The organism is Brevibacillus sp. FSL K6-0770, from assembly GCF_038000275.1.
Classification (GTDB): domain Bacteria; phylum Bacillota; class Bacilli; order Brevibacillales; family Brevibacillaceae; genus Brevibacillus; species Brevibacillus parabrevis.
The window spans coordinates 4,527,572-4,548,400 of record NZ_JBBOBQ010000001.1 but is presented as its reverse complement, the minus strand read 5'-3'; the positions used below and the strand labels follow the sequence as shown (position 1 = coordinate 4,548,400).

Annotated in this window: 15 protein-coding genes; all 15 read left to right on the top strand. The window is 54.9% G+C overall.

Translation table 11 applies throughout. From position 1 onward, the window contains the following. Positions 1-22: 22 nt before the first annotated feature. The 15 genes from NST23_RS21525 (at position 23) to NST23_RS21455 (ending at position 20,733) form a co-directional block, all read left to right on the top strand. A complete protein-coding gene (locus NST23_RS21525) occupies positions 23-754 on the top strand; it encodes an IclR family transcriptional regulator (RefSeq protein ID WP_063227860.1) in 732 nt (243 codons plus the stop codon). Between the two features lie 131 nt (positions 755-885). After that, on the top strand, positions 886-1,935 hold the full coding sequence (locus tag NST23_RS21520) for an ornithine cyclodeaminase family protein (RefSeq protein ID WP_340964553.1): 1,050 nt from the start codon (positions 886-888) through the stop codon (positions 1,933-1,935). A gap of 59 nt (positions 1,936-1,994) precedes the next feature. Further along, on the top strand, positions 1,995-3,116 hold the full coding sequence (locus tag NST23_RS21515; protein WP_122965969.1) for an aminotransferase: 1,122 nt from the start codon (positions 1,995-1,997) through the stop codon (positions 3,114-3,116). A 190-nt stretch (positions 3,117-3,306) separates the two neighbouring features. Beyond that, complete coding sequence (locus tag NST23_RS21510; protein ID WP_122965968.1) at positions 3,307-4,188, top strand: LysR family transcriptional regulator; 882 nt, start codon at positions 3,307-3,309, stop codon at positions 4,186-4,188. 150 nt (positions 4,189-4,338) lie between these two features. Continuing rightward, entirely contained in the window at positions 4,339-5,499 is a 1,161-nt protein-coding gene (locus NST23_RS21505) for a cytochrome P450 (protein WP_122965999.1), read from the top strand. A gap of 266 nt (positions 5,500-5,765) precedes the next feature. Beyond that, entirely contained in the window at positions 5,766-6,944 is a 1,179-nt protein-coding gene (locus tag NST23_RS21500; RefSeq protein WP_122965967.1) for an ROK family protein, read from the top strand. Between the two features lie 22 nt (positions 6,945-6,966). Continuing rightward, positions 6,967-8,097: an extracellular solute-binding protein gene (locus tag NST23_RS21495; RefSeq protein WP_122965966.1), complete on the top strand. Its 1,131-nt coding sequence runs from the start codon at positions 6,967-6,969 to the stop codon at positions 8,095-8,097. A 107-nt stretch (positions 8,098-8,204) separates the two neighbouring features. Next, a complete protein-coding gene (locus NST23_RS21490; protein WP_274874213.1) occupies positions 8,205-9,281 on the top strand; it encodes an ABC transporter ATP-binding protein in 1,077 nt (358 codons plus the stop codon). Between the two features lie 14 nt (positions 9,282-9,295). Continuing rightward, positions 9,296-11,023 carry an ABC transporter permease gene (locus tag NST23_RS21485; protein ID WP_063227864.1) on the top strand — a complete coding sequence of 576 codons (1,728 nt, stop codon included), beginning with the start codon at positions 9,296-9,298 and terminating at the stop codon, positions 11,021-11,023. 91 nt (positions 11,024-11,114) lie between these two features. Continuing rightward, positions 11,115-13,652: an NEW3 domain-containing protein gene (locus tag NST23_RS21480; RefSeq protein ID WP_122965964.1), complete on the top strand. Its 2,538-nt coding sequence runs from the start codon at positions 11,115-11,117 to the stop codon at positions 13,650-13,652. Positions 13,653-13,786: 134 nt separating this feature from the next. Then, positions 13,787-16,318: an NEW3 domain-containing protein gene (locus NST23_RS21475; protein ID WP_340964550.1), complete on the top strand. Its 2,532-nt coding sequence runs from the start codon at positions 13,787-13,789 to the stop codon at positions 16,316-16,318. Positions 16,319-16,538: 220 nt separating this feature from the next. Then, complete coding sequence (argH, locus tag NST23_RS21470) at positions 16,539-18,047, top strand: argininosuccinate lyase (RefSeq protein ID WP_122965962.1); 1,509 nt, start codon at positions 16,539-16,541, stop codon at positions 18,045-18,047. After that, a complete protein-coding gene (locus tag NST23_RS21465) occupies positions 18,047-19,057 on the top strand; it encodes an N-acetylglucosamine kinase (RefSeq protein ID WP_122965961.1) in 1,011 nt (336 codons plus the stop codon). The genes argH and NST23_RS21465 overlap by 1 nt, the downstream gene beginning before the upstream one ends. 10 nt (positions 19,058-19,067) lie before the next feature. Further along, positions 19,068-19,805, top strand: coding sequence for a PIG-L deacetylase family protein (locus tag NST23_RS21460; RefSeq protein WP_122965998.1), 738 nt, complete (start codon positions 19,068-19,070; stop codon positions 19,803-19,805). 187 nt (positions 19,806-19,992) lie between these two features. Then, on the top strand, positions 19,993-20,733 hold the full coding sequence (locus tag NST23_RS21455) for a GntR family transcriptional regulator (RefSeq protein WP_122965960.1): 741 nt from the start codon (positions 19,993-19,995) through the stop codon (positions 20,731-20,733). Positions 20,734-20,829: the final 96 nt, after the last annotated feature.

Below are 20,829 nucleotides of genomic sequence, written 5' to 3'. Positions count from 1 at the left end.
GTTTATGGAGGACGAAGGAACTATGGTTCAATCAATCGAACGGACGATGAAAATCATCAGAGTGCTGATATCAGACGAAAAACACGCCTGGCCCATATCGGAGTTAGCAGAAGCGACCGGCCTGCCGATCAGCACGCTCCACCGTTTCCTCGAATCGATGATCCAGTTCGGATTGGTTGAGCAGGAGCCTGTCACCAAGCATTACAAACCCGGTTATACGTGGATGGAAATCGGCTTTATTTTGCACGAGAAGCTGAATTTGCGTTCCGTGGCTCGACCATTCATGGAGGAGCTGGCCAACGAGGTCGAAGAGAGCATTTTCCTGAACGTACTGGCAGGCAAGGACTCGATGCCGATTGAAAAGGTCGAGAGTCCGCTGAAAATTCGCATTGACGAGAACTTGGGGGAACGGATTCCACTGACGATCGGTGCCCCCAGCAAAATGATTTTGGCCCATTCCAAGGCAGCCGAGATCGAAAAAATTATTTCCGAGCAGCTGCCAGCGCCTTCGCACGAAGCGTTTCTGGAACAGCTTGCGGCCGCCAAAAAAGGCGGATATGCCATCAGCTACGGCGAAAAAACGGAAGGGACGATGGCAGTCGCAGCCCCGATCTTTGGCTACGGCAATCAGCTCGTGGCTGCGATTTCCATCAATGCGCCGATCTTCCGCGTCCCGGATGAACGGCTGCCGCAGCTCATCGAAAAAGTAAAGCAGCAAGCAACCGCTATATCTGCAAGAATCGGCGGCGCTTAATCGCAACCTCCATTTCCGAACGTCATCGGATGGAGGTTTTTGTTTTTTAATGCTTACTATTGGAACTTTCAATTTTTTTGCCCGAAAAAACTGTGTTAGTGTGGAGGAAATCGAGAGGAGGAGCACAAGACATGTTTCCATTTCGGGTCATCAATCAACCAACAACGGAACAGCTGCTGGACATGGCGAGTGTCATCGAAGTGGTGGAGCAAGCCTACCAGATGAAATCGAGTCAGCAAGCGACGCTGTTTCCGCTGATTTTTCATGAATTTGCGGCAGGCAAAGCGGATATGGATATCAAGTCGGGCCATTTGCCCGGAGCGGATATATTCGGACTCAAGCTCGTCTCCTGGTTTGGCGAGAACGAGCAAAAAGGATTGCCGCAGCTGATCGGAACCGTGATGGTGCTGGACAGCCGGACAGGCGTTCCGCTGGGGCTGTTGAGCGGCGAGCATATTACATGCATGCGAACGGGGGCTGCTGGCGGGATCGGGGCCAAGTATTTGGCTCGACCGGAAGCGGAAAATCTGCTGATGATCGGGACGGGTCACCAGGCGCCTTTTCAAATCATCGCGACACTGATGGCGATGGACAACATCAAGCGAGTGTACATCAGCCATCCGCGCTCCTACGAAAAGGCGCAAAAGTTCGCGGCAGCGATCAAAGACAGACTGCTCACGGCGTTCGTAGCGAAATACGAAGGAGAAGACTACGAGCGCTACGCACGTAAATGCGAGGTTGAGTTTATCGCGGTCGAAAGCCTGGAAAAGACGGTCGGAGAAGCGGACGTGATCATCACGGCAACCCCTTCCCGGACGCCGCTGATTCAGAGCAAATGGGTCAAGCCAGGGACGCACATTACGTGCATCGGAGCCGACATGGCGGGCAAGCAGGAAATCGATGAGCGACTTTTCGCCATGGGACGGGTCTTCGTGGATGACATCGGGCAGGCTGTGAGCGTGGGAGAAACCGAGATTCCGCTGAAAAAAGGGCTGATTTCGCAGGCGGACATTGTCGCGGAAATCGGCAGCGTCATTCTCGGACAGGCAGCGGGACGCCGCTCGGCGGAGGAAATTACGATTTTTGACAGCACAGGCATTGCGCTGCAAGATTTGCTGACAGCGCACCACATTTTGCAAAAGGCGCAAGCGAGCGGCGCAGGAGCTGTCGTCGATCTGTAGTAGCAGCTTGCGATCCATACACACGGAAATGCACGGAACAACCGAAGGAGAGGTCAAAGATGAGAATTGCCCCGTTTAAAGTAGAAGAATGGATGAATGCCTACGAGCTGGAAGCGGTCTACAACATCGCGGAAACGTGTGTGGACTCCCTGACCGTGGAAGAGCTGATTCGCCTGTCGGCAGAGCCGGCCGATTTTTTTGCCGAGATGGCGCAAAAGAAGCTGACGTACGGCCACATCGAAGGCTCGCCTGAGTTCCGCAGTCTCGTCGCGGGCATGTACAAGACGCTGACGCCGGACAATATTTTGGTGATGAACGGAGCGATCGGAGCCAATTTTCTTGCGCTGTTTTCGCTGGTCGGCCCTGGCGATGAAGTCGTCTCTGTCCACCCGACTTATCAGCAGATTTACGAAGTGCCTGCGTCGTTCGGCGCTGAGGTGAAGCTGCTGCGACTGGTGCCGGAGAAGCAGTTTTTGCCTGACCTGGATGAACTGCGCACGCTTGTCACAGACAAGACCAAGCTGATTTGCATCAACAATCCGAACAACCCGTCCGGTGCGCTGATGGATGAGGTGACGTTGCGCGAAATTGTGGAGATTGCCCGTTCGGTCGACGCTTACGTGTTGTGTGACGAGGTGTATCGCCATTTGCATCAGGACCCGGAGATCGAGGTTCCGTCTATCGTAGATTTGTATGAAAAAGGGATTGCGACGAGCAGCATGTCAAAAGTATTTTCGCTGGCCGGCTTGCGCCTGGGCTGGATCGCCGCGCCCCTCGACGTCATCAAAAACTGCTTCTCGCACCGCGATTACACGACGATCAGCTGCGGGATGCTCGACGACATGCTGGCGGTTCATGCGCTGAAAAACAGGGACAAGATCATGGAGCGCAATCTGAAAATCGTGCGGGACAACCTGCAAATTTTGGACGAGTGGGTGGCGGCGGAACCGCTCATCTCTTACGTCAAGCCAAAAGCGGGAACGACCGCCATGCTCAAATACGAGCTGGATATGCCGTCGGAAGCGTTTTGCATCGAGCTGTTCCGTGCGACAGGCGCGTTTTTGACGCCGGGAAGCTGCTTTGACATGGAAGGCTGGGTGCGGATCGGGTACGCTTGCGACACAGAGGTGCTCCAGGCGGGTTTGGCGCAAGTCTCGAAGTTTTTGCGGGAGAGAAGCTAGGCGATAAGCGGATTGCTTGCCTGGAAAAAAGGTGCTGACGATTGCAAGCGGCAGCAATGGGGACGCCGCCAAGCTGGCGGGGAGCGTATCCCGTTATTCATAGTGGTGCACTGTGCAGGTTGAACTTCACGTCCACTCTCGGCTACACTTTTCCGTATAGACGAAGAAGCGGGGGAGAGTGGTGCAAGGCATGGAGCTGCGGAATTTGAAAACGTTTCAGGTCGTAGCGGAGCATTTGAACTTGACGAAGGCTGCCGAGCTGCTCGGGTACAGCCAGCCGACGATTACTTTGCAGATTCAGGCACTGGAGCGGGAGCTGGGGCATCCGCTTTTGAACCGCGTCGGCAAGCGCACCTTTTTGACCCCGGCAGGGAAGCTGGTGAAGCAGCATACCGATCAGCTTTTTTCTGTCCTGTTGCGCATGGAGGAGGGGCTGAACCACCTGCATCTGCCTGTCGGCCCGCTCGTGGTGGCCGCGCCCGAATTTTACTGTACCCAGTACATGCCGCAAATGCTCAAGGCTTATGTGGAGACACATCCCCAAGTGAACTTGCAGGTCATCTCGTGCACGAGTCAGGAAGCGTTGAAAAAAATTCGCGCCCACGCAGCGGACATCGGGATTATTGCCGGAACCAGTACGCAGCAGGGGATTTATTCCATGGTCGTCGATTTAGAGGAATTTGCTCTCGTTGCTGCGCCGGATATGGTGCAGGGCCGTTCGATGACGGAAACGCTGACGCAATTCCCGTTTTTGTCCTATCAGGAAGGGTGTAATCTCGATGGCTTCATTACGGAGTGTCTGCTGGAGATCAGCTACGTCCCGCCCTCTGTCATCAAGTGCAGCAGCGAGGAGACGATCAAGCGCTCTGTGCTCAATCAGACGGGCGTCGCCTTGCTCAGTACGGCGCTGGTGGAGGGGGAGCTGCGAACGGGCGAGCTTGTCGAGTTGTACCGTTTTTCCAAAAAGGCGGAAACTTCGCTCGTCTGTCTGGAGCGGCGGCGCGACGAACCAGCGATTCAAACGTTCATGGAGCTGGTAAAAGACGTGTGGCTTTCGGTGCGGGAAGAGTAGGCCGGATGAGTGGCGGACGCCTTTACATGTTTTGAATTGGCAACGGGCATAATTTCTGGGAGCTTGTGTTGCAGCAGAACCAGAAACAGCAAGGAGCTGATTGTTACGAACAAGGATCAAGCGCCTGTGCGCTATGCCAACAGCATTTACATGAAGGAGCTGGTGCGCGAAGAGGATCGGCTTCATCCGTTCCCGATTTTTCGCCGCCTGCGCGCAGAAACTCCTGTCCGCTACGATGAAAACCGCCAGACGTGGGATGTGTTTCGCTACGACGACATTCAGCGAATTTTGAAGGATCACACGACGTTTTCCTCCAAAAGGATCGCGGATGCGAAAAAAGAAACGGTGCTAACGATGGATCAGCCGAAGCATACCCAGATGCGCAATCTCGTGAACAAGGCGTTTACGCCCAAAGCGATTTCCGATTTGACCCCGCGCATTGACTCGATCGTCACGGAGCTTCTCGACATGGTCAAGGACAAGCGGGAAATGGATTTGGTGCGCGATTTTGCTTATCCGCTGCCTGTAATTGTCATTGCCGAGCTGCTCGGCGTTCCGCCAAAAGACCGCAGATTGTTCAAGGATTGGTCCGATACGATGGTCAAAGGAGCGGAAGCCGATACAGACGAGGCTCTTATCCAGATGCACAAGGACAAGGAAAAAGCGGAAGCAGAGCTGTTCCACTACTTTCGGGCGATATTGGCCGAGCGGCGGGCTGATCCAAAAGATGATCTCATCTCCGCCTTGCTCGCTGCCGAAATCGACGGAGAGCGGCTGAACGAAGAGGAAGTATTGCGCTTCTGTATTTTGCTGCTGGTCGCAGGCAACGAATCCACGACCAATCTGATCACGAACACGATTCGCGTCATGACCGAGCAGCCGGACATCCAGGAGCGAGTGCGCCAAGACAGGGAGCTGGTCAAATCGACGATCGAGGAGACGCTGCGCTACTATCCTCCGTTCGTTGTGGTCGGCCGCCGCGCAGTGGAAGATGTGGAAATCGGCGGACAAAAGATCGCAGCGGGCCAGCAGGTCGTCTCCTGGGTCGTATCCGGCAATCGCGACGAGAGCAAATTCGAGCAGCCGGATTTGTTTTTGCCTGACCGCAAGCCGAATGCCCATCTCAGCTTTGGCTTCGGCATTCACTTTTGCCTGGGAGCGCCTCTCGCCCGGCTGGAAGGGCAGATTGCCTTGGACAGGATTTTGTCTTCGCTGCACGAGATCGCATCGCCAAAAACAGCGCTGACTCCGATTCCGAGTCCGATTGTTTTTGGCGTGGAGAGTTTTCCCGTGACGTTTCAAACCCGTTGAGGCGCGGGAGACAAGCCGATTTTGCTTGCGGACGGCAGCCGAGAAAACGGGGCAAGGGCAGGCACCTCCAGAGCAGAGGTGTCTTTTTTGTGCTTTTTGTTCACTGAAATTGAAGTTACATATACAAAAGGAGATATAAAGTAAAAAATCCAGAAAATATCTGAGGAACAAATGTAAATTGTTTGACTATTTGAATGGGCGTAGGTATAATTTGGTTATCTTTGTTAGTAAAGTTAACTAACTGCTGTGGTGGTGATTGTAAAGGCGTGCGAGCTCCCAGAAAAACAGGCAACAGTAAACTCGTAAAGAAACTGAACAAGGAAGAAGTTTTGCAACAGGTCATCCAACACGGTCAGATTTCCCGCGCCGATATTTCCAAGCAGACACTGCTCAGCCGTCCGTGCGTCTCCGCTTTGGTCGATGAAATGATTCAGGAAGGATTGCTGCAAGAGGTCGGCATGGGGGATTCCAAAGGCGGCCGCAAGCCGATTCTTTTGGAATACAATTACCAGGCTTATGCGATTGCTGGAGCGATCTTCGAAGGGTCGATACTGGACATGGCGATTGCGGATATGAAGGGGGAGTTTCTCGCCCGTCATCGCAAGCGACTGGCGCAGCCGGCGAACGGGGAGACCGTCATCGAGGATTTGGCAGCAGGTTTGGATCGCTTGCTTGCCGAGAGCGGGATTCCGCGCGAGCGACTGCTTGGCATGGGAGTGGGATTGCAAGGGGTCACGCAGCGGGGAAGCGGTACGGTCAGCTTTTCGCCGAGTACGGGCTGGATGGGGTCGCCGATATTGCAAACCATCGAGTCGCGACTGGGGCTGCCCGTCATCATCGACAACGATGTGAACATGATGACTTTGGGCGAATACGTTCGCGGAGCAGGCACTGGCCATTCCAACGTCGTCTACATGTACGTGGGAACGGGCATTGGTGCGGGGATCATCCTGGATGGACAGTTTTACCGGGGGAGTCGGGAAGCAGCAGGCGAGATCGGCTTCATGATGATCGGTCCGGTACATAACCGCCCGAATGGCGCGTCCGGAGTGTTTGAGACGAATTTTTCCATACCGGGAATCGCGCAGCAGGCAAAGGGATTTCTCTCTGACCTTCAGGAAGGGTCGAGTGTCATAGAACAGCTCATGCTTTGTGCCAAACAAAACAGCGAAGCGAAAGCGCTTTTGCAGGAAGTGTATCGGCATTGGGCTTACGGCATGGCGAATATCATCAGCATTTTGAACCCGGAAATCCTGATTTTGAGCGGAGAGATGGTCCACGTCGATGATGAAGGGGTGAAGCAAATTCACGATTGGCTGACCGAGTGGGTGCCAGAGGTGCCTTGTCTCGAAAAGGCTGCTCTGGGGGAGCGAGCAGGTTTGATTGGTGCCGTCCACAGTGTATTGGAAGCGTTTCCGTTCACACGACTGCTTGACAAAGAGTGAGAAAAAAGAGGGGGAGTCAGTTTTGAAAAAGGTCAATCACAAGCTGAAATCATGGATGAAAGGCGTATTCGCCAGCTCCTTGGCTCTGACTGTGGCCGCGTGCTCAGGTGGAGGACAGGAAGCAAAGCCTGCCGACAACGGCGCAGGCGGCCAAACGGGCTCGCAGCCAGCTGCGCAAACTCCGGCTCCATCCGGTGAACCGCAAAAGCTGGTTATTTACACCGGACGGGATAAAAACATCTTTGAGATCGTGCTGCCAAAGTTCAAGGAAAAGTATCCGAATATTGAAGTGGAAACGCTCGAAATGGGCGCTCAGCAAATTTTGGAGCGCGTACGCGCGGAAAAAGCGAATCCGCAAGCTGACTTCTGGTGGGGCGGCACACAGTCTGCTCTGAGCACAGCGGCCGACGAAGGATTGCTGGAGCCGTACAAGCCGACTTTTGCCGACAAGATTCCTGATCTGTACAAAGACAAGGAAGATCGCTGGTACGGCGAGATGCTTTTGCCAGAGGTCATCATGTACAACTCGCAGGCGCTCAAGCCGGAAGAAGCTCCGCAAGACTGGGATGAGCTGCTCGATCCGAAATTCAAGGACAAAATCGTCATCCGCAACGTTTTGCCATCCGGCACGATGCGGACGATCTACTCCGCGATGATTTTCCGCCAAGGTGCGGATACGCCGGAAAAAGGCTACGAATGGCTGACAAAGCTGGATGCCAACACGAAAGAATACACGCAAGACCCGACCAACCTCTACCTGAAGCTTGACCGTCAAGAGGGCGTCATTTCCTTGTGGAACCTGCAAGATGTTTTGCTCCAAAGCAAAAAGAACAACCATCCGTACGACTTCATCTATCCAAAGAGCGGAGCGCCGATCCTCGTAGACGGTATCGCTCTCGTCAAAGGCGCGAAAAACCTCGATGCAGCGAAAAACTTTATGGAATTTTTGATGAGTCCTGAGATTGCTTCCCAATTGGCGAAGGAGCGTTTCCAGTTCCCGGCCCGCACGGATATCAGCAAGGATGAATTGCCAGACTTCATGAAAAACCTGGAGCTGAAACCACTCGAACTCGACTGGGCTGTCATGGCTGCCAAAGAGAAAGAATGGATGCAGCACTGGGATGAAAACATCAAGGGCAAAGGCAAGAAGTAACTCGCAACAGACTAGACGGGAAGGAGTGTTCCTTTCCGTCTAGTCGCTTATGCCAACGTCTTAGGCCAAGCAGCCAGGAATGGCCATGAAGGAGGAAACAAAACCTGATGAGCAGCGTAACACTTGATCACGTCCACAAAAAGTTTGGCAATGCAAAAGGGGTAGAAGACGTCCACATTCACATCGAATCAGGTGAATTTTTTACGTTTCTCGGTCCGAGTGGTTGCGGCAAAACGACTACCTTGCGGATGATTGCCGGCTTTTATTACCCGACAGCAGGGCAAATCCGCTTCGGTTCCCAGGAGGTTACCTCCGTTCCGCCCCACAAGCGCAATACAGGCATGGTGTTCCAAAACTATGCGCTTTTCCCGCACATGACCGTTTTTGAAAATATCGCGTTCGGCTTGCAGGTGCGTTCTGTGAACAAGGCAGAAACGAAAGAGCGCGTGGAGCGGATCATGAAGCTGGTTCGACTGGAAGGCTATGGCGAGCGGCGCATCGACCAGCTTTCCGGTGGGCAACAGCAACGGGTGGCGCTGGCACGGGCGCTGGTCATCGAGCCGCAGATTCTGCTGTTGGATGAGCCGCTGTCCAATCTGGACGCCAAGTTGAGAGAAGAGACGCGTTTTGAAATCAAACGGCTTCAGCTGGAGTTGGGGATTACGACGATATACGTGACGCATGACCAGGCTGAAGCGATGTCCATGTCGGACAGAATCATGGTCATGCAGGGCGGAGAAGTGCAGCAGATCGGTACTCCGCACGAGATTTACCATCGTCCTGTGAATCGTTTCGTCGCTTCGTTTATCGGGGAGACGAATTTGTGGGAAGGGACTGTGGTCGGCATCGACCGGGATGAAGTGCAAGTGCGCATCTCCTCGGGACAAGTGCTCAGCGGTTTTGCCAAAAATGCGTCGCCTCGCGCCAAGCTGGTAGTCGGAGAGCAGGTGACCATGTCCATCCGTCCTGAATCCGTCCAGGAGCAGAGCGAAGGAACAGGAACGAATATCGTCACAGGCAAGGTCGTCATGTCCGAGTTCACTGGCGCATGCGTGAACTACGTGACGGAAGTAGGTCAGGAAAACTTGCGCAGCATGTCCATCAACCTCGGCCGTCCAATCAAGCAACGCGGCGACGCCATCGGACTGCACATACCGAAGGAGAGCATCTATTTCGCCGGATAAGGGGGAAAAAGCTTTTGAGAGCAGAATTGCAGCAAGCGCCGACATCGGCCAGACGAAAGTCCATCACGGCTTCACCCGCCTTCGTCTATGTGCTGGTATCGCCACTCTTTTTGATTTTGTTGGCTTATGTCATTTATCCGTTATTCCAGACGTTCGTCGCCAGTATCAGCGTCGATGAGCAAATTACGTGGAAAAACTACACGCGCTTTTTCAGCCTGGAGCATACGGCCAATCTGGAAGCGCTGTGGACCAGCGTCTATATTTCTGTACTGAGTGTCATCACCTGCGGCATCGTCGGGGTGGCGATGGCCTTTTTGTTGGAACGGTACGAGTTTCCGGGCCGCAAAATTCTTTCTGTACTGGCTCTGGTGCCGATGGCTTTGCCTCCGTTGATCGGCGTTCTGTCGTTTACGTTCCTGTACGGCGAGAGCGGAATTTTTCCGCGGGCGATCAAGGAGTTGCTCGGCTTGGCCCAAGTGCCGTTTTCATTGAAAGGCATCTGGGGCGTCGTGGTCGTCCATACGTTTACGATGTACACCTACTTTTTCATGACGGCGACAGCCGCGATCAAAGGGCTTGATCCTTCTTTGGAAGAAGCGGCAGCAAGCCTCGGGGCAAACCGCTTTACCGTCTGGCGGCGCATCATTTTGCCGATGCTTACGCCAGCGATGGTCGCTTCCTCACTGCTCGTTTTCATGATTTCCATGGCGTCGTACACAGCACCGCTCATCTTCGGTATCGACCGGACGATGACGATGCAAATTTACTTGTCCCGCACGAATGGCGATCTCGACATGGCGGCGGCGCAGTCGACGATTTTGTCCATTGTATCGATCGCGTTTCTGTTGATCATGCGCTGGTATCAAGGCGCCCGCAATTATCAGAACTTGAGCAAAGGCGTGAGCGTACACCGGACGGAAATCAAGAGCAAAGCAGGCCGTTACACAACGATTGTGCTGTCGTTTATCGGCACGGTCATTCTAATGCTGCCTATTCTCGTGCTGGTGCTCATCTCGTTTTCGGTGGATGGGACCTGGACGGTGCAAATATTGCCTCCGCAATACACTTTGGATCATTACATGGACTTATTTACGGACAGCAAAACATGGCGTCCGATTTTGAACAGTTTGCAGTTGTCGGCGATTGCTTCTGTCGGAATTGTCCTGTTCGGGGTAGCGGCGGCCTATGCGATGGTGCGTCTCAAATTCCGCGGGAAAACGCTTCTGGACGTGCTGATCATGCTGCCTTGGGCATTGCCTGGTACGGTTGTGGCGGTTAACCTGATTGCCGCGTTCAGCGAGCCGACGGCGTTCAGCTTCGGGCAAGTGCTGATCGGAACATTCTGGATTATCCCGCTCGCGTATTTTGTGCGCCACCTTCCGCTCGTCTTCCGTTCCACATCGGCAACCTTGCTGCAAATGGACCCGTCTGTGGAGGAAGCCGCGCGCAATCTGGGCGCATCGTGGTGGTACAGCTTCAGGAGAGTGGTGTTCCCGATGGCGCTTGGCGGGATTCTCGCCGGAACGTTGCTGGCGTTTGTACAGTGTATCGGGGAGTTCGTCGCTTCCATCCTGATTTTTACCCCGCGAACGACTCCGCTGTCTGTCGCGGTATTCCAGCGCATGTACAGCTTTGAATTTGGAACTGCTTGCGCCTATGGCGTCTTGCAAATCGTGGTCATCATCCTCGTGTTGTTCATCTCTAGCAAACTGACCAAGGACAAAGCCGGAACGGCCATCTAGCAGACGACCAATCGGTTAGATCGCTTCGGAAAACGGCTTTTGCGCAAGCCCTGCGGCAGCATACGGGAATTGGCAAAAGGAGGAGCTTCACGTGGAAAGCAGTGAATCGATAGACAAAAGTGCTTCGGTGGTGCAGCCGACCAGGCTGCCCTGCCCACCTATCCCCGCCTCTGCGCGGACGATGCAGGGGGAACACGGGCTGTTGGATTTGTGGAAAGCGATCAAGCCACTGGCGACGATCGCCAGCGCGATGAATACGGGAGCGCATCCCGACGATGAACATAGCGCGATGCTCGCCTACCTGGCGATGGGACGGGGCGTTTACACGTCCAGCGTAATCGCGACAAGGGGAGAGGGCGGCCAAAATGAAATCGGCTGCGAGCAAGGGATTGCGCTCGGCATCATTCGCACGCGGGAGCTGGAAGAGGCGTCTGCGCTCGGCAATGTGACGCTTGGCATCCTGAGTGAAGAGCTGGACGATCCGATCAACGACTTCGGCTTCTCCAAATGCGCGGAGGAAACATTTCGCAAATGGGGCGAGGAAGTCGTCTACGAGCGACTTGTCCGCAAAATCAGGGAGCTTCGCCCGGATGTCGTCATCGCCTGCTTTGAAAATGAGCCGACTACGCACGGACACCATCGGGCGATTACGTTGCTGACACAGCGAGCTTTTCACGGTGCGGCAGACCCTGAGACGTTTCCTGCTCACATTCAGGAGGGCTTGTTGCCCTGGCAGATGAAAAAGCTGTATGTGCCCGTCATGGACAACGAAGACTATCATGTGGCTGTTCCTGTCGGGGAGTACGATCAAAACTACGGCTCCTCCTATGTCCAGCTTGGCGAGCGATCGAGATTCATGCACAAGACCCAAGGGATGGGTGTCCACTACGATGAAGGCCCGACCTACAATTACTATCGTCTCGATGCGTCCGTCGTTCCGGCGGCGGAAAAAGAGAGAGACTTTTTTGCCGGATTGCCGTTCACGTTTGCCGATCTGGCCCGAAGCGTCGCCCAAAAAGGGGAATCCGAGCTGGCTCGCATCCTCGATACGATGCACGATGCGGCGAATGAAGTGCTGTCGGCGTATCCGCGCTTTGCGGAGGTGGCAAGCCGCGTCCACCGGATGAAGGCGTTGCTGCATGCCGTTCAGCTGGCGGTGCCCGGCTCTTCGCTCGACGAGGAGACGAAGACCGATTTGCTGTTCCGTCTGGGGATCAAGGAAGCGCAGCTCAACCGCGCCAGTGCCGAAGCGCTGTCGCTTGTGGTCAAAATCAAGCCGGAGACGGGCGAGTGGGTTCCCGGGCAGACGACGACAGTCACGGTGACGGCCTACAATGGCGGAGCAATCGAGGTCGAACATGTGCAGCTGCGCCTGCGAGTTCCGCCCGGCTGGACAGCCAAGCCGCTTACGCCGACCACTTTTCCGCGGCTTCCTTACAACCAGACCGTTTGCACCGTATACGAAGTGTCCGTCCCGGCTGCGGCTGCCTTTTTTCACCCGTACCGGCCGCCGATTTTGGAAGTCGAGGCATTGTACTTCGCCTTTGATATAGCAAGCACCATCCGGGTAGTGCCGGATGACAGCGTCGCCGTGCTGCCGCCTTATTCATTGACCTTGACGCCGTCTGCCGTTGTGCGGAACACGCTGCATACAGAGCAGCCCATCCCGGTAAAAGTAACAGTGAAGCAATATCGGCCGGGCAGCACGACAGCAAGAGTGTCCCTCGCTGTGCCCGAAGGCTGGACGGCGGAACCTGCGTTTATCGATGTGCCGTTTGCTTTTCGCGGAGAGACGAGAACGATTGCCTTCACGGTGCATACAGGGCCGCAGGTGGAAAACGGGAAGTACGAGGTCAAGGCGCAAGTAACCCGCGCCGATGGAGTGGCCGAGAGCGGCCAGGATGTGCAGGTGATCGAGTATCCGCACGTCGGACGGACGTATTTCATCCGCCCTGCCAAGCTCACCGTTCAGGCATTCGATTTGGCGATTCCCGAAAATCGGCGAATCGGCTACGTCGCCAGCGGCTTTGACAGCCTGGACAAATATTTGCGCGCGGTAGGCGTGCATTGCCTCAACCTCGACGCAGACGAGATCCAGTCAGGCGATTTGTCCCGCTACGATACGATCGTGCTCGGCATCCGCGCATACGGATTCCGCAGAGAGCTGATCGAGTGCAACCAGCGTCTGCTGCAATACGTGGAAAACGGCGGCAATCTCGTCGTTCAGTACCACAAACCGGAGGACAAGTGGAAGCCGCAGCTCGCGCCGTACCCGATCTTCATCGGTGAGTCGCTGATTGACTGGCGCGTCACGAATGAGCAGTCAGACGTGCGCATGCTCGCACCCGAGCATCCGATGTTTTCCGAGCCTAACCCGATCACCCAGGCAGACTGGGACGGTTGGGTGCAGGAGCGCTCGATCTACAACCCTTCACGCTGGGGCAGCGAATATACCGAGCTGATTGCCACCAGTGATCCGGGGGAGCCGGAGTTTCGCGGAATTTTTCTGACGGCCCGTTATGGCAAAGGGACGTACACGTACAGCTCGCTCGCCTGGTTCCGCGAGATTCCGCAGCTTGTGCCCGGGGCCTTCCGCCTGTTTGTCAACATGATCAGCCAGAAACAGTAACGATCAAGACCATTCACTTGAAAAAGCTCTGATCTAACGTGGGTCGATCCATGGCAGCAGCAACGAAACACTCGCATACATAGCGCCATGATTGATATAGACATCAATCGTAAAAGCGAATGGAGGAGAGTTCATTGAGGAAGGGGAAACTTGCCAAGCTTTACACCATTGCGGCCGCGGCCGCGCTTGCCACGACTCTGGTCATCCCGTTGGCGCCACAAACGGCGCACGCCGATCGGGGAGTCGTCGATTTGTGGAAAGCGATCAAGCCGCTCACGACGATTGCCAGCGCGATGAATACCGGAGCCCATCCGGATGACGAGCACAGTTCCATGCTCGCCTATTTGTCGCTCGGCAGAGGGGTAGACACGTCCAGCGTCATTGCCAATCGCGGCGAGGGAGGACAAAACGAGATTGGCAGCGAGCTGGGCAACGCGCTGGGCATTATCCGTACCCGCGAATTGCAGGAGGCTTCCAAGATCACGAACATCCATCTGGAGAATCTCAGCCAGAAGATTGATGACCCCATTTTCGACTTCGGCTTTTCCAAAAGTCCGGACGAAACTTTGCAGAAGTGGGGCGAGGATATAGCCTACGAAAGGCTGATCCGCAAAATCCGCACAATCAGACCGGATGTAGTGATTCCCGCATTTTTGAACGAACCTTCGACTCACGGCCATCATCGCGCTATTAATGTCATTACTGTCCGGGCATTCAAGGATGCCGCTGATCCAAACGTTTTCCCCGAGCAGTTGAAAGAAGGGCTGTCCCCGTGGCAGGTGAAAAAGCTGTATTTGCCTGCCCAGGAAAAAGATTACTCCGTCAGTGTTCCTGTCGGAGCGTATGACGAGATTTACGGCGCTTCGTATGTGCAACTGGGAGAAGAATCCCGCTTCATGCACAAAAGCCAAGGGATGGGCCGCCACTATGACGAAGGGCCGAGCTTTGGCTACTACAAGCTCGATCAGTCGATCGTCCAGACGAAAGCCAAGGAAGCTGACTTTTTTGAAGGCATCGCCTTCACTTTTGACGACCTGGCCAAAGAAACGGCAAGCCAGTCTGGCGGCGAAAAAGTAGCAAGCGAATTGAAGAAGCTGCAAAAGGATGCGGAAGAAGTGGTTGCCGCCTATCCGAGCTTTGCCGCTGTAGCCAAGGAAGCGCACGAGATGCTCGCTGACGTGCAGAAAGCGCAAAAAGACGTCCAATCGTCTTCGCTTCCCGAAGAAAGCAAAACCGATTTGCTCCATCGCCTGGATGTGAAGCAAGCGCAGTTGAACAAAGCCAGCGCGGAGGCACTGTCTCTGGTGACAAAAGTCAAACCGGAAACAAACGAGCTGGTCGCAGGCCAAACGACGAAGGTCACGGTGAGCGCGTACAACGGCGGTCAAGCCAAGGTGAGCGGCGTGAATCTGGCGCTGAACGTTCCGAAAGGCTGGCAGGCCAAAGCCCTGTCCACGACGAGCTTCTCTTCCCTGTCCTACAATCAGACAGTCAAGACTACTTTTGAAGTAACGGTTCCGTCTGATGCAAGTCTGTTCCAACCGTATGCTGCTCCGGCGATCACGGCTGACGTCAGCTACAGTTTTGCCGGATCAAAAGCAACCAGCCATGTCACGCCGGCAGATGCTGTTGCGGTGCTTCCGGCATTCTCGATGTCGCTTGCTCCGAGCGCAACGGTGTTGAACACGCTGAAGTCGCAAGAACCGATTCCTGTCAAAGTCACTGTGAAAAACTACAATCCGGGTGCAGCGAAGACAAACGTGTCCTTGCAAGTGCCGGAAGGCTGGTCGGTGGAGCCGAAAGCAGCGCCGCTTGCTTTTGCCGCCAAGGGAGAAACGAAGTCGGTAGCCTTTACGGTGAAAGCGTCGGCTTCCGTCAAGCCTGCACCGTACACGATTACGGCAGTGGCGTCCGGTGACGGAAAAGAAAGCCGCCATGGCGCGCAAGTCATTCGCTATCCGCACATCGGCACAACGTATTTCGTGCAGCCTGCAAGTCTTGCTGTCCAGGCGTTTGACCTGAAGGTGCCGGAAGGTTTGAAGGTGGGCTACGTGTCCAGCGGCTTTGACAACATCGATCAATATTTGACCCAGCTTGGCGTCAATGTGACCAACCTGACGGCAAAAGACATCGAGTCGGGCGATCTCGGCCAGTACGACACGATTGTTCTCGGCATTCGCGCCTACGGTTTCCGGCCAGAGCTTACCCAAAGCAATGCCCGTCTGCTGAAATACGTGGAGAACGGCGGCAATCTCGTCGTGCAATACCACAAACCGGAGGATAACTGGAAGAGCGAGCTGGCTCCTTATCCGATCAAAATCGGCACGCCGCTGATCCAATGGCGCGTCACCGATGAAGATTCGAAAGTGACCATGCTCGCACCGGATCACCCTCTGTTCAACGCACCGAACAAAATTACCGAGGAAGACTGGAACAACTGGATTCAGGACCGCTCCGCCTACAATCCGGCAGAGTGGGGCAAAGAGTATACCACACTGATTTCCAATGGCGATCCGGGTGAAAAAGAGTTCACAGGTACATTCCTCTCCGCCAAGTATGGAAAAGGAACGTACACGTACAGCTCGCTGGTCTGGTACCGGGAAATTCCGGCGCTCGTGCCTGGCGCGATCAGAATGTTCGTCAACATGGTCAGCTTGAAGCAGTAGAAAAGCCGGACAGGGCGCAGGGCTTGCCCGACGCGACGGCTCACGTTTTGCCTGGGAGCGAAGCGAGGCGATCTTTGTTCGTTTGGGTCGCCTCCTTTGTCCCGGGAGTTATTTTGACTCTGCCAACGCCTGGACGAAAACAAACGAAGCAAACAATCACGAAACCATCGCTGAAACATGTGTAGCTGACGATTCGGCGTAAAAAGGAGATGCGAGTAGGATGGACTACAGGGAACGCATATTTTCGCAGGAGGGAGCCAGTTTCCCGGGAAAGACATACGTAGAGGCTGTGCTGGAGCCGGCATTTAATGAGGCGAAGCACCACCTGCTAAAGCCGATGATGGCAATCAACAAAGCGCATTTGATCATGCTGCGCGAACAGGAATTGATTACGGACGGCGAAGCCAAAGAGATTGCCCGCGCCCTTTGCGGGATCGAGATGGAAGAGCTGCGCCGCGCTACTTACACCGGGCAGTTTGAAGATTTGTTCTTTCAGGTAGAGAGCCGTTTGCTGGAATTGGCGCCAGATGTTGCAGGCAATTTGCACTTGGCACGCAGCCGCAATGACATGGGAATCACCATCTATCGCATGGTGCTGCGCGAAAAATTGCTGGTGACGATCGCATCTGCCCTCTATCTGAAAGAGCAATTGCTCCTCTTTGCGCAAGAGCACGCCGAGACAGTCATGATCGGCTATACGCATACCCAGCAGGCGCAGCCAACGACGATGGCCCATTACATGATGGCAGCAGCTGATCTTTTGAGCCGCGACATCAAGCGACTCATCCAGGCGTATCAGACGTGCAACCGTTCCCCGATGGGAGCAGCAGCTCTGACTACATCCGGTTTTGGCATCAGCCGGGAGCGGATGCGCGAATTGCTCGGATTTGACGAACTGGTGGAAAATTCATACGACGCCGTCTGCGGTGCCGACTATTTGGGCGAGGTAGCGACTGCCGTACAACTGGCCGCGATCGATTTGGGGCGCACGGTACAAGATATGCTGTTGTGGTGCACGCAGGAATTTGGCGCCCTGAAAGTCGCCAGTCCCTACGTTCAGATCAGCTCGATCATGCCGCAAAAGCGCAATCCGGTATCGTTCGAACACATGCGCTCGCTTTTGTCCAGCAGCGCTGGAAATGCCACGACTGTTTTGACGATGATGCACAATACGCCGTTTGGTGATATTGTCGATACAGAAGATGACATGCAGCCTTACGCTTGGAAGAGCATGGCTGTGCTGGAGCAGATGTACCGCCTGATGGCTTGCGTCGTCGGGACGATGGATGTCAACAAGGACGTCTTGCTGGAGCGGGCAAAAGCGAGCTTCGCTACGGTAACAGAGCTTGCCGATACGCTGGTGCGCACGGATCGCCTCTCGTTCCGCAAATCGCACCACATCGTAAGCCGGGTCGTAAAAGAAGCGATGAGCGCCGAGCTGGCGGCTAACCAGATCAGTCTGGAGCTGGTCAATCGCGCCGCAGTCGAAGTGATCGGCCGCGAATTGTCGATCACGGAAGAAGAGCTGCGCTTGGCGCTTGATCCTGTGCATTTTGTCATGATCCGCAAGCTGCCAGGCGGACCGAATCCGCAAGAAATCAACCGGATGATCACCGAGCGCCGGGCTGTTCTCGGGCAGGAAAGTGCGTGGGTCGCAAAGAAACAACAAGCCATTGCAGTTGGCATGAACAGGCTGGATCAGATGATAGCTGAATGGAGCGTGGGGTAATGGCAGTGGTGCGGATACCTCTTCTGGCAGTGGACGGAGGGGGCACCAAATGCTTGGCGGTGCTCGTGGACCGAGCCGCAAGAGAAGTCGGCCAAGGCCGTTCCGGCTCTTGCAACTATCAAGGAATCGGCGAGGAAGCGGCCGCCCGCGAATTGATCGCAGCCATTCGGCAAGCGATGGCCGATGCGGTCAGCCGTGGAGCAGGGAAAGAGCTTGGCCTGGAACAGGCAGCGGGCGAGCTGGAATGGGAAATCGAATGCGCCGTGATCGGGATTGCAGGTCTGGATACAGAGCATGATCGGCGGGTGATCTCGCGGATGGTGAGCAAGGTGCTGTATCAGCTTGGCATCCGCGTCCAGCATTTGATCGTGGAAAACGACGGGTTTGCCGCCTTGCTCGGAGCGACGGGCGGCAAGCCGGGCATTCTCGTCATCGCCGGGACCGGCTCCATCGCCTTCGGAGTAAACGACGCGCAAGAAACAGCGCGTTCTGGAGGCTGGGGCCATCGGGTCGGTGACGAGGGGAGCGGATACTGGATCGGCAAGCAGGCGATCATGGCTGTCCTGCGGGCGGCAGACGGTCGCGGCGAGCCGACGCTTTTGCAAAATTTGCTGCTTCCGCATGCCGGACTGGAGCGTGTCGATGAACTGTTCAACTGGACGTACAGCGACTTTTATTCCGTGGAAAAAGTTGGGGAGCTGTCTCCGCTGGTCAGCCAGGCCGCACTGGCGGGCGATCAGGTAGCGACCCGGATTTTGCAAGTTGCCGGAGAAGAGCTGTTTGCGGCCGTTCGTGCCGTGATCGACGCTCTGGATATGAAGGAAAAACCGTTTCAAATGATCATGCAGGGCGGCGTCTTGCAAAACGACGATCGGGTGCGAACAATCGTCGTCGAGCGTGTCCAGCAGTATGCTGCCCAGGTGGTCATCGAGAAGGCGCAAAACGACCCGATCTACGGTGTCATAGCAAAAGGACTGGCGTATTTGGAGCGGCAGTCAGGCGGCAAGTGAGGTGCCCGAGATGAAAAAACTGATGGTAGTATTCCCCCACCCGGATGACGAGTCCTTCGCTTGCGGCGGCACCCTGGCCAAATGCAAGGCAGAGGGCAAAGAGACTTGCTACTTGTGCATCACATCTGGTTGCAAAGGGCGATCCGGACCATTTGAGATCGATTGCCGGGAAAAGCTGGCTCGCCACAGGGAGCAGGAGCTGACAAAAGCCGCGGAAGTGCTCGGCATCAAGCGGCTGGATTTGTTCCGCTATGCGGACGGATCTTTGCAGCATGCCGATCTGGCTGAGTTGACAGCCAAAATACGCGAGGCGATCGTGGAGTGGAAGCCGGATGTCGTCATCACGTTTCCGCCAGACGGCGTGACCGGACACCCCGATCATATCGTCACCTGCAAAGCGACCACGCTTGCGGTCGAGCAAGCAGAAGCGCAGCTTGCGGCGGATGAATATCCGGATTTGTACTACGTGTCGATCCCGCATTACTACGACCATTGCCCGGACAGTGGCCCGCAGCCTGCGGTTCCGATTACAGGCAAGGTAGACATCACAGACTACCGGACACAAAAAGGCGAAGCGCTGCGCGCCCACCAGAGCCAGGTGTATTCCGTCAACCGCGCTTATCCGGGCGTCATTGATGGCGACTTTACCGTGATTGGCTGCTATGAATACTACACGCTGGTGCGATCGGCGGGCAAGCCGATTGAGCCGCTGCGAGCGCCGAAAGGGATTCCGGTGATGGAGTTGTAGGGTGTCTTTGGCCCGTTCAGTAGCAATGAAAATATGCCTGTTATTTGGCGTGGCGGCTGCGATCCGGCGTTTTTGCGCGGAGAGCAGCCGCTTTTTTCAACCATGTCTGCCACGGTGCATACATCGTCTGTTTGATAGACCGCTTCCGGCGGGCATATAATGAGAGGAAGGGGAAGAGAAGAGGTGAGTGTTTATCACAAATCCGAAAAAAGGGCAAAACGATAGCAAAGTTCTGAGATATATTAAGGCGTACAACGAAATTTTGCACATGATCCAGAGCGGTCTGTATCCCGAAAATAGCAAACTTCCATCCGAGACAGACTTGTCCCAGATGCTCGGGATCAGCCGGATGACTTTGCGGCAGGCGCTTTTACTGCTCCAGGAAGACGGATTTATCGTCATGCGTCACGGCTCAGGCAGCTATGTCAGCAAGACACCTAACGTGAACCATGCCGGGTTGGAAAAAAAGACGAATCCCGTTTATAAGTGCTCACAGTACGAGATTGAGCTGGCAACGATCAGCTATCGGATCGATGTGCCGAATGATTATGTGATCAATACGCTTGGAAAAATCGTCCCTTGGGTTATGGGCGTTGATCGGCTCTATGAACATGAAAAACGGGCGAGAGCTTACGGATTCACGATGATTCCCTACGACACTTTTGAGGCATACTCAATCAACTACGCCGAAGAAGCGCAGCTCGCGGCGTTTGTAGACGAGCAAATCTATGAATACGCGCACAGCACGAAGCTCGAAATCAAGTTTGTCAAAGGCAACGACCTCATTAAAACGCATAAAATGCCTTCCCAAAACAATTGGTTCGTCTTGATTCTGGAAGTGATTTACGATAAGACGGGGAACATCCTGATGCACAATAAATTTTTTGTTCCGGAAGAGGACGCGCAGCTAACGATCTGCACGTATTAGGAAAGCGGTAAACAGCAGCCAGCGAATGTGTTTCGCCTGCCTGTCTGCCCTATACTTGCGGCATATGACAGAAATCCCATCAGAAGGTGCGCTGAT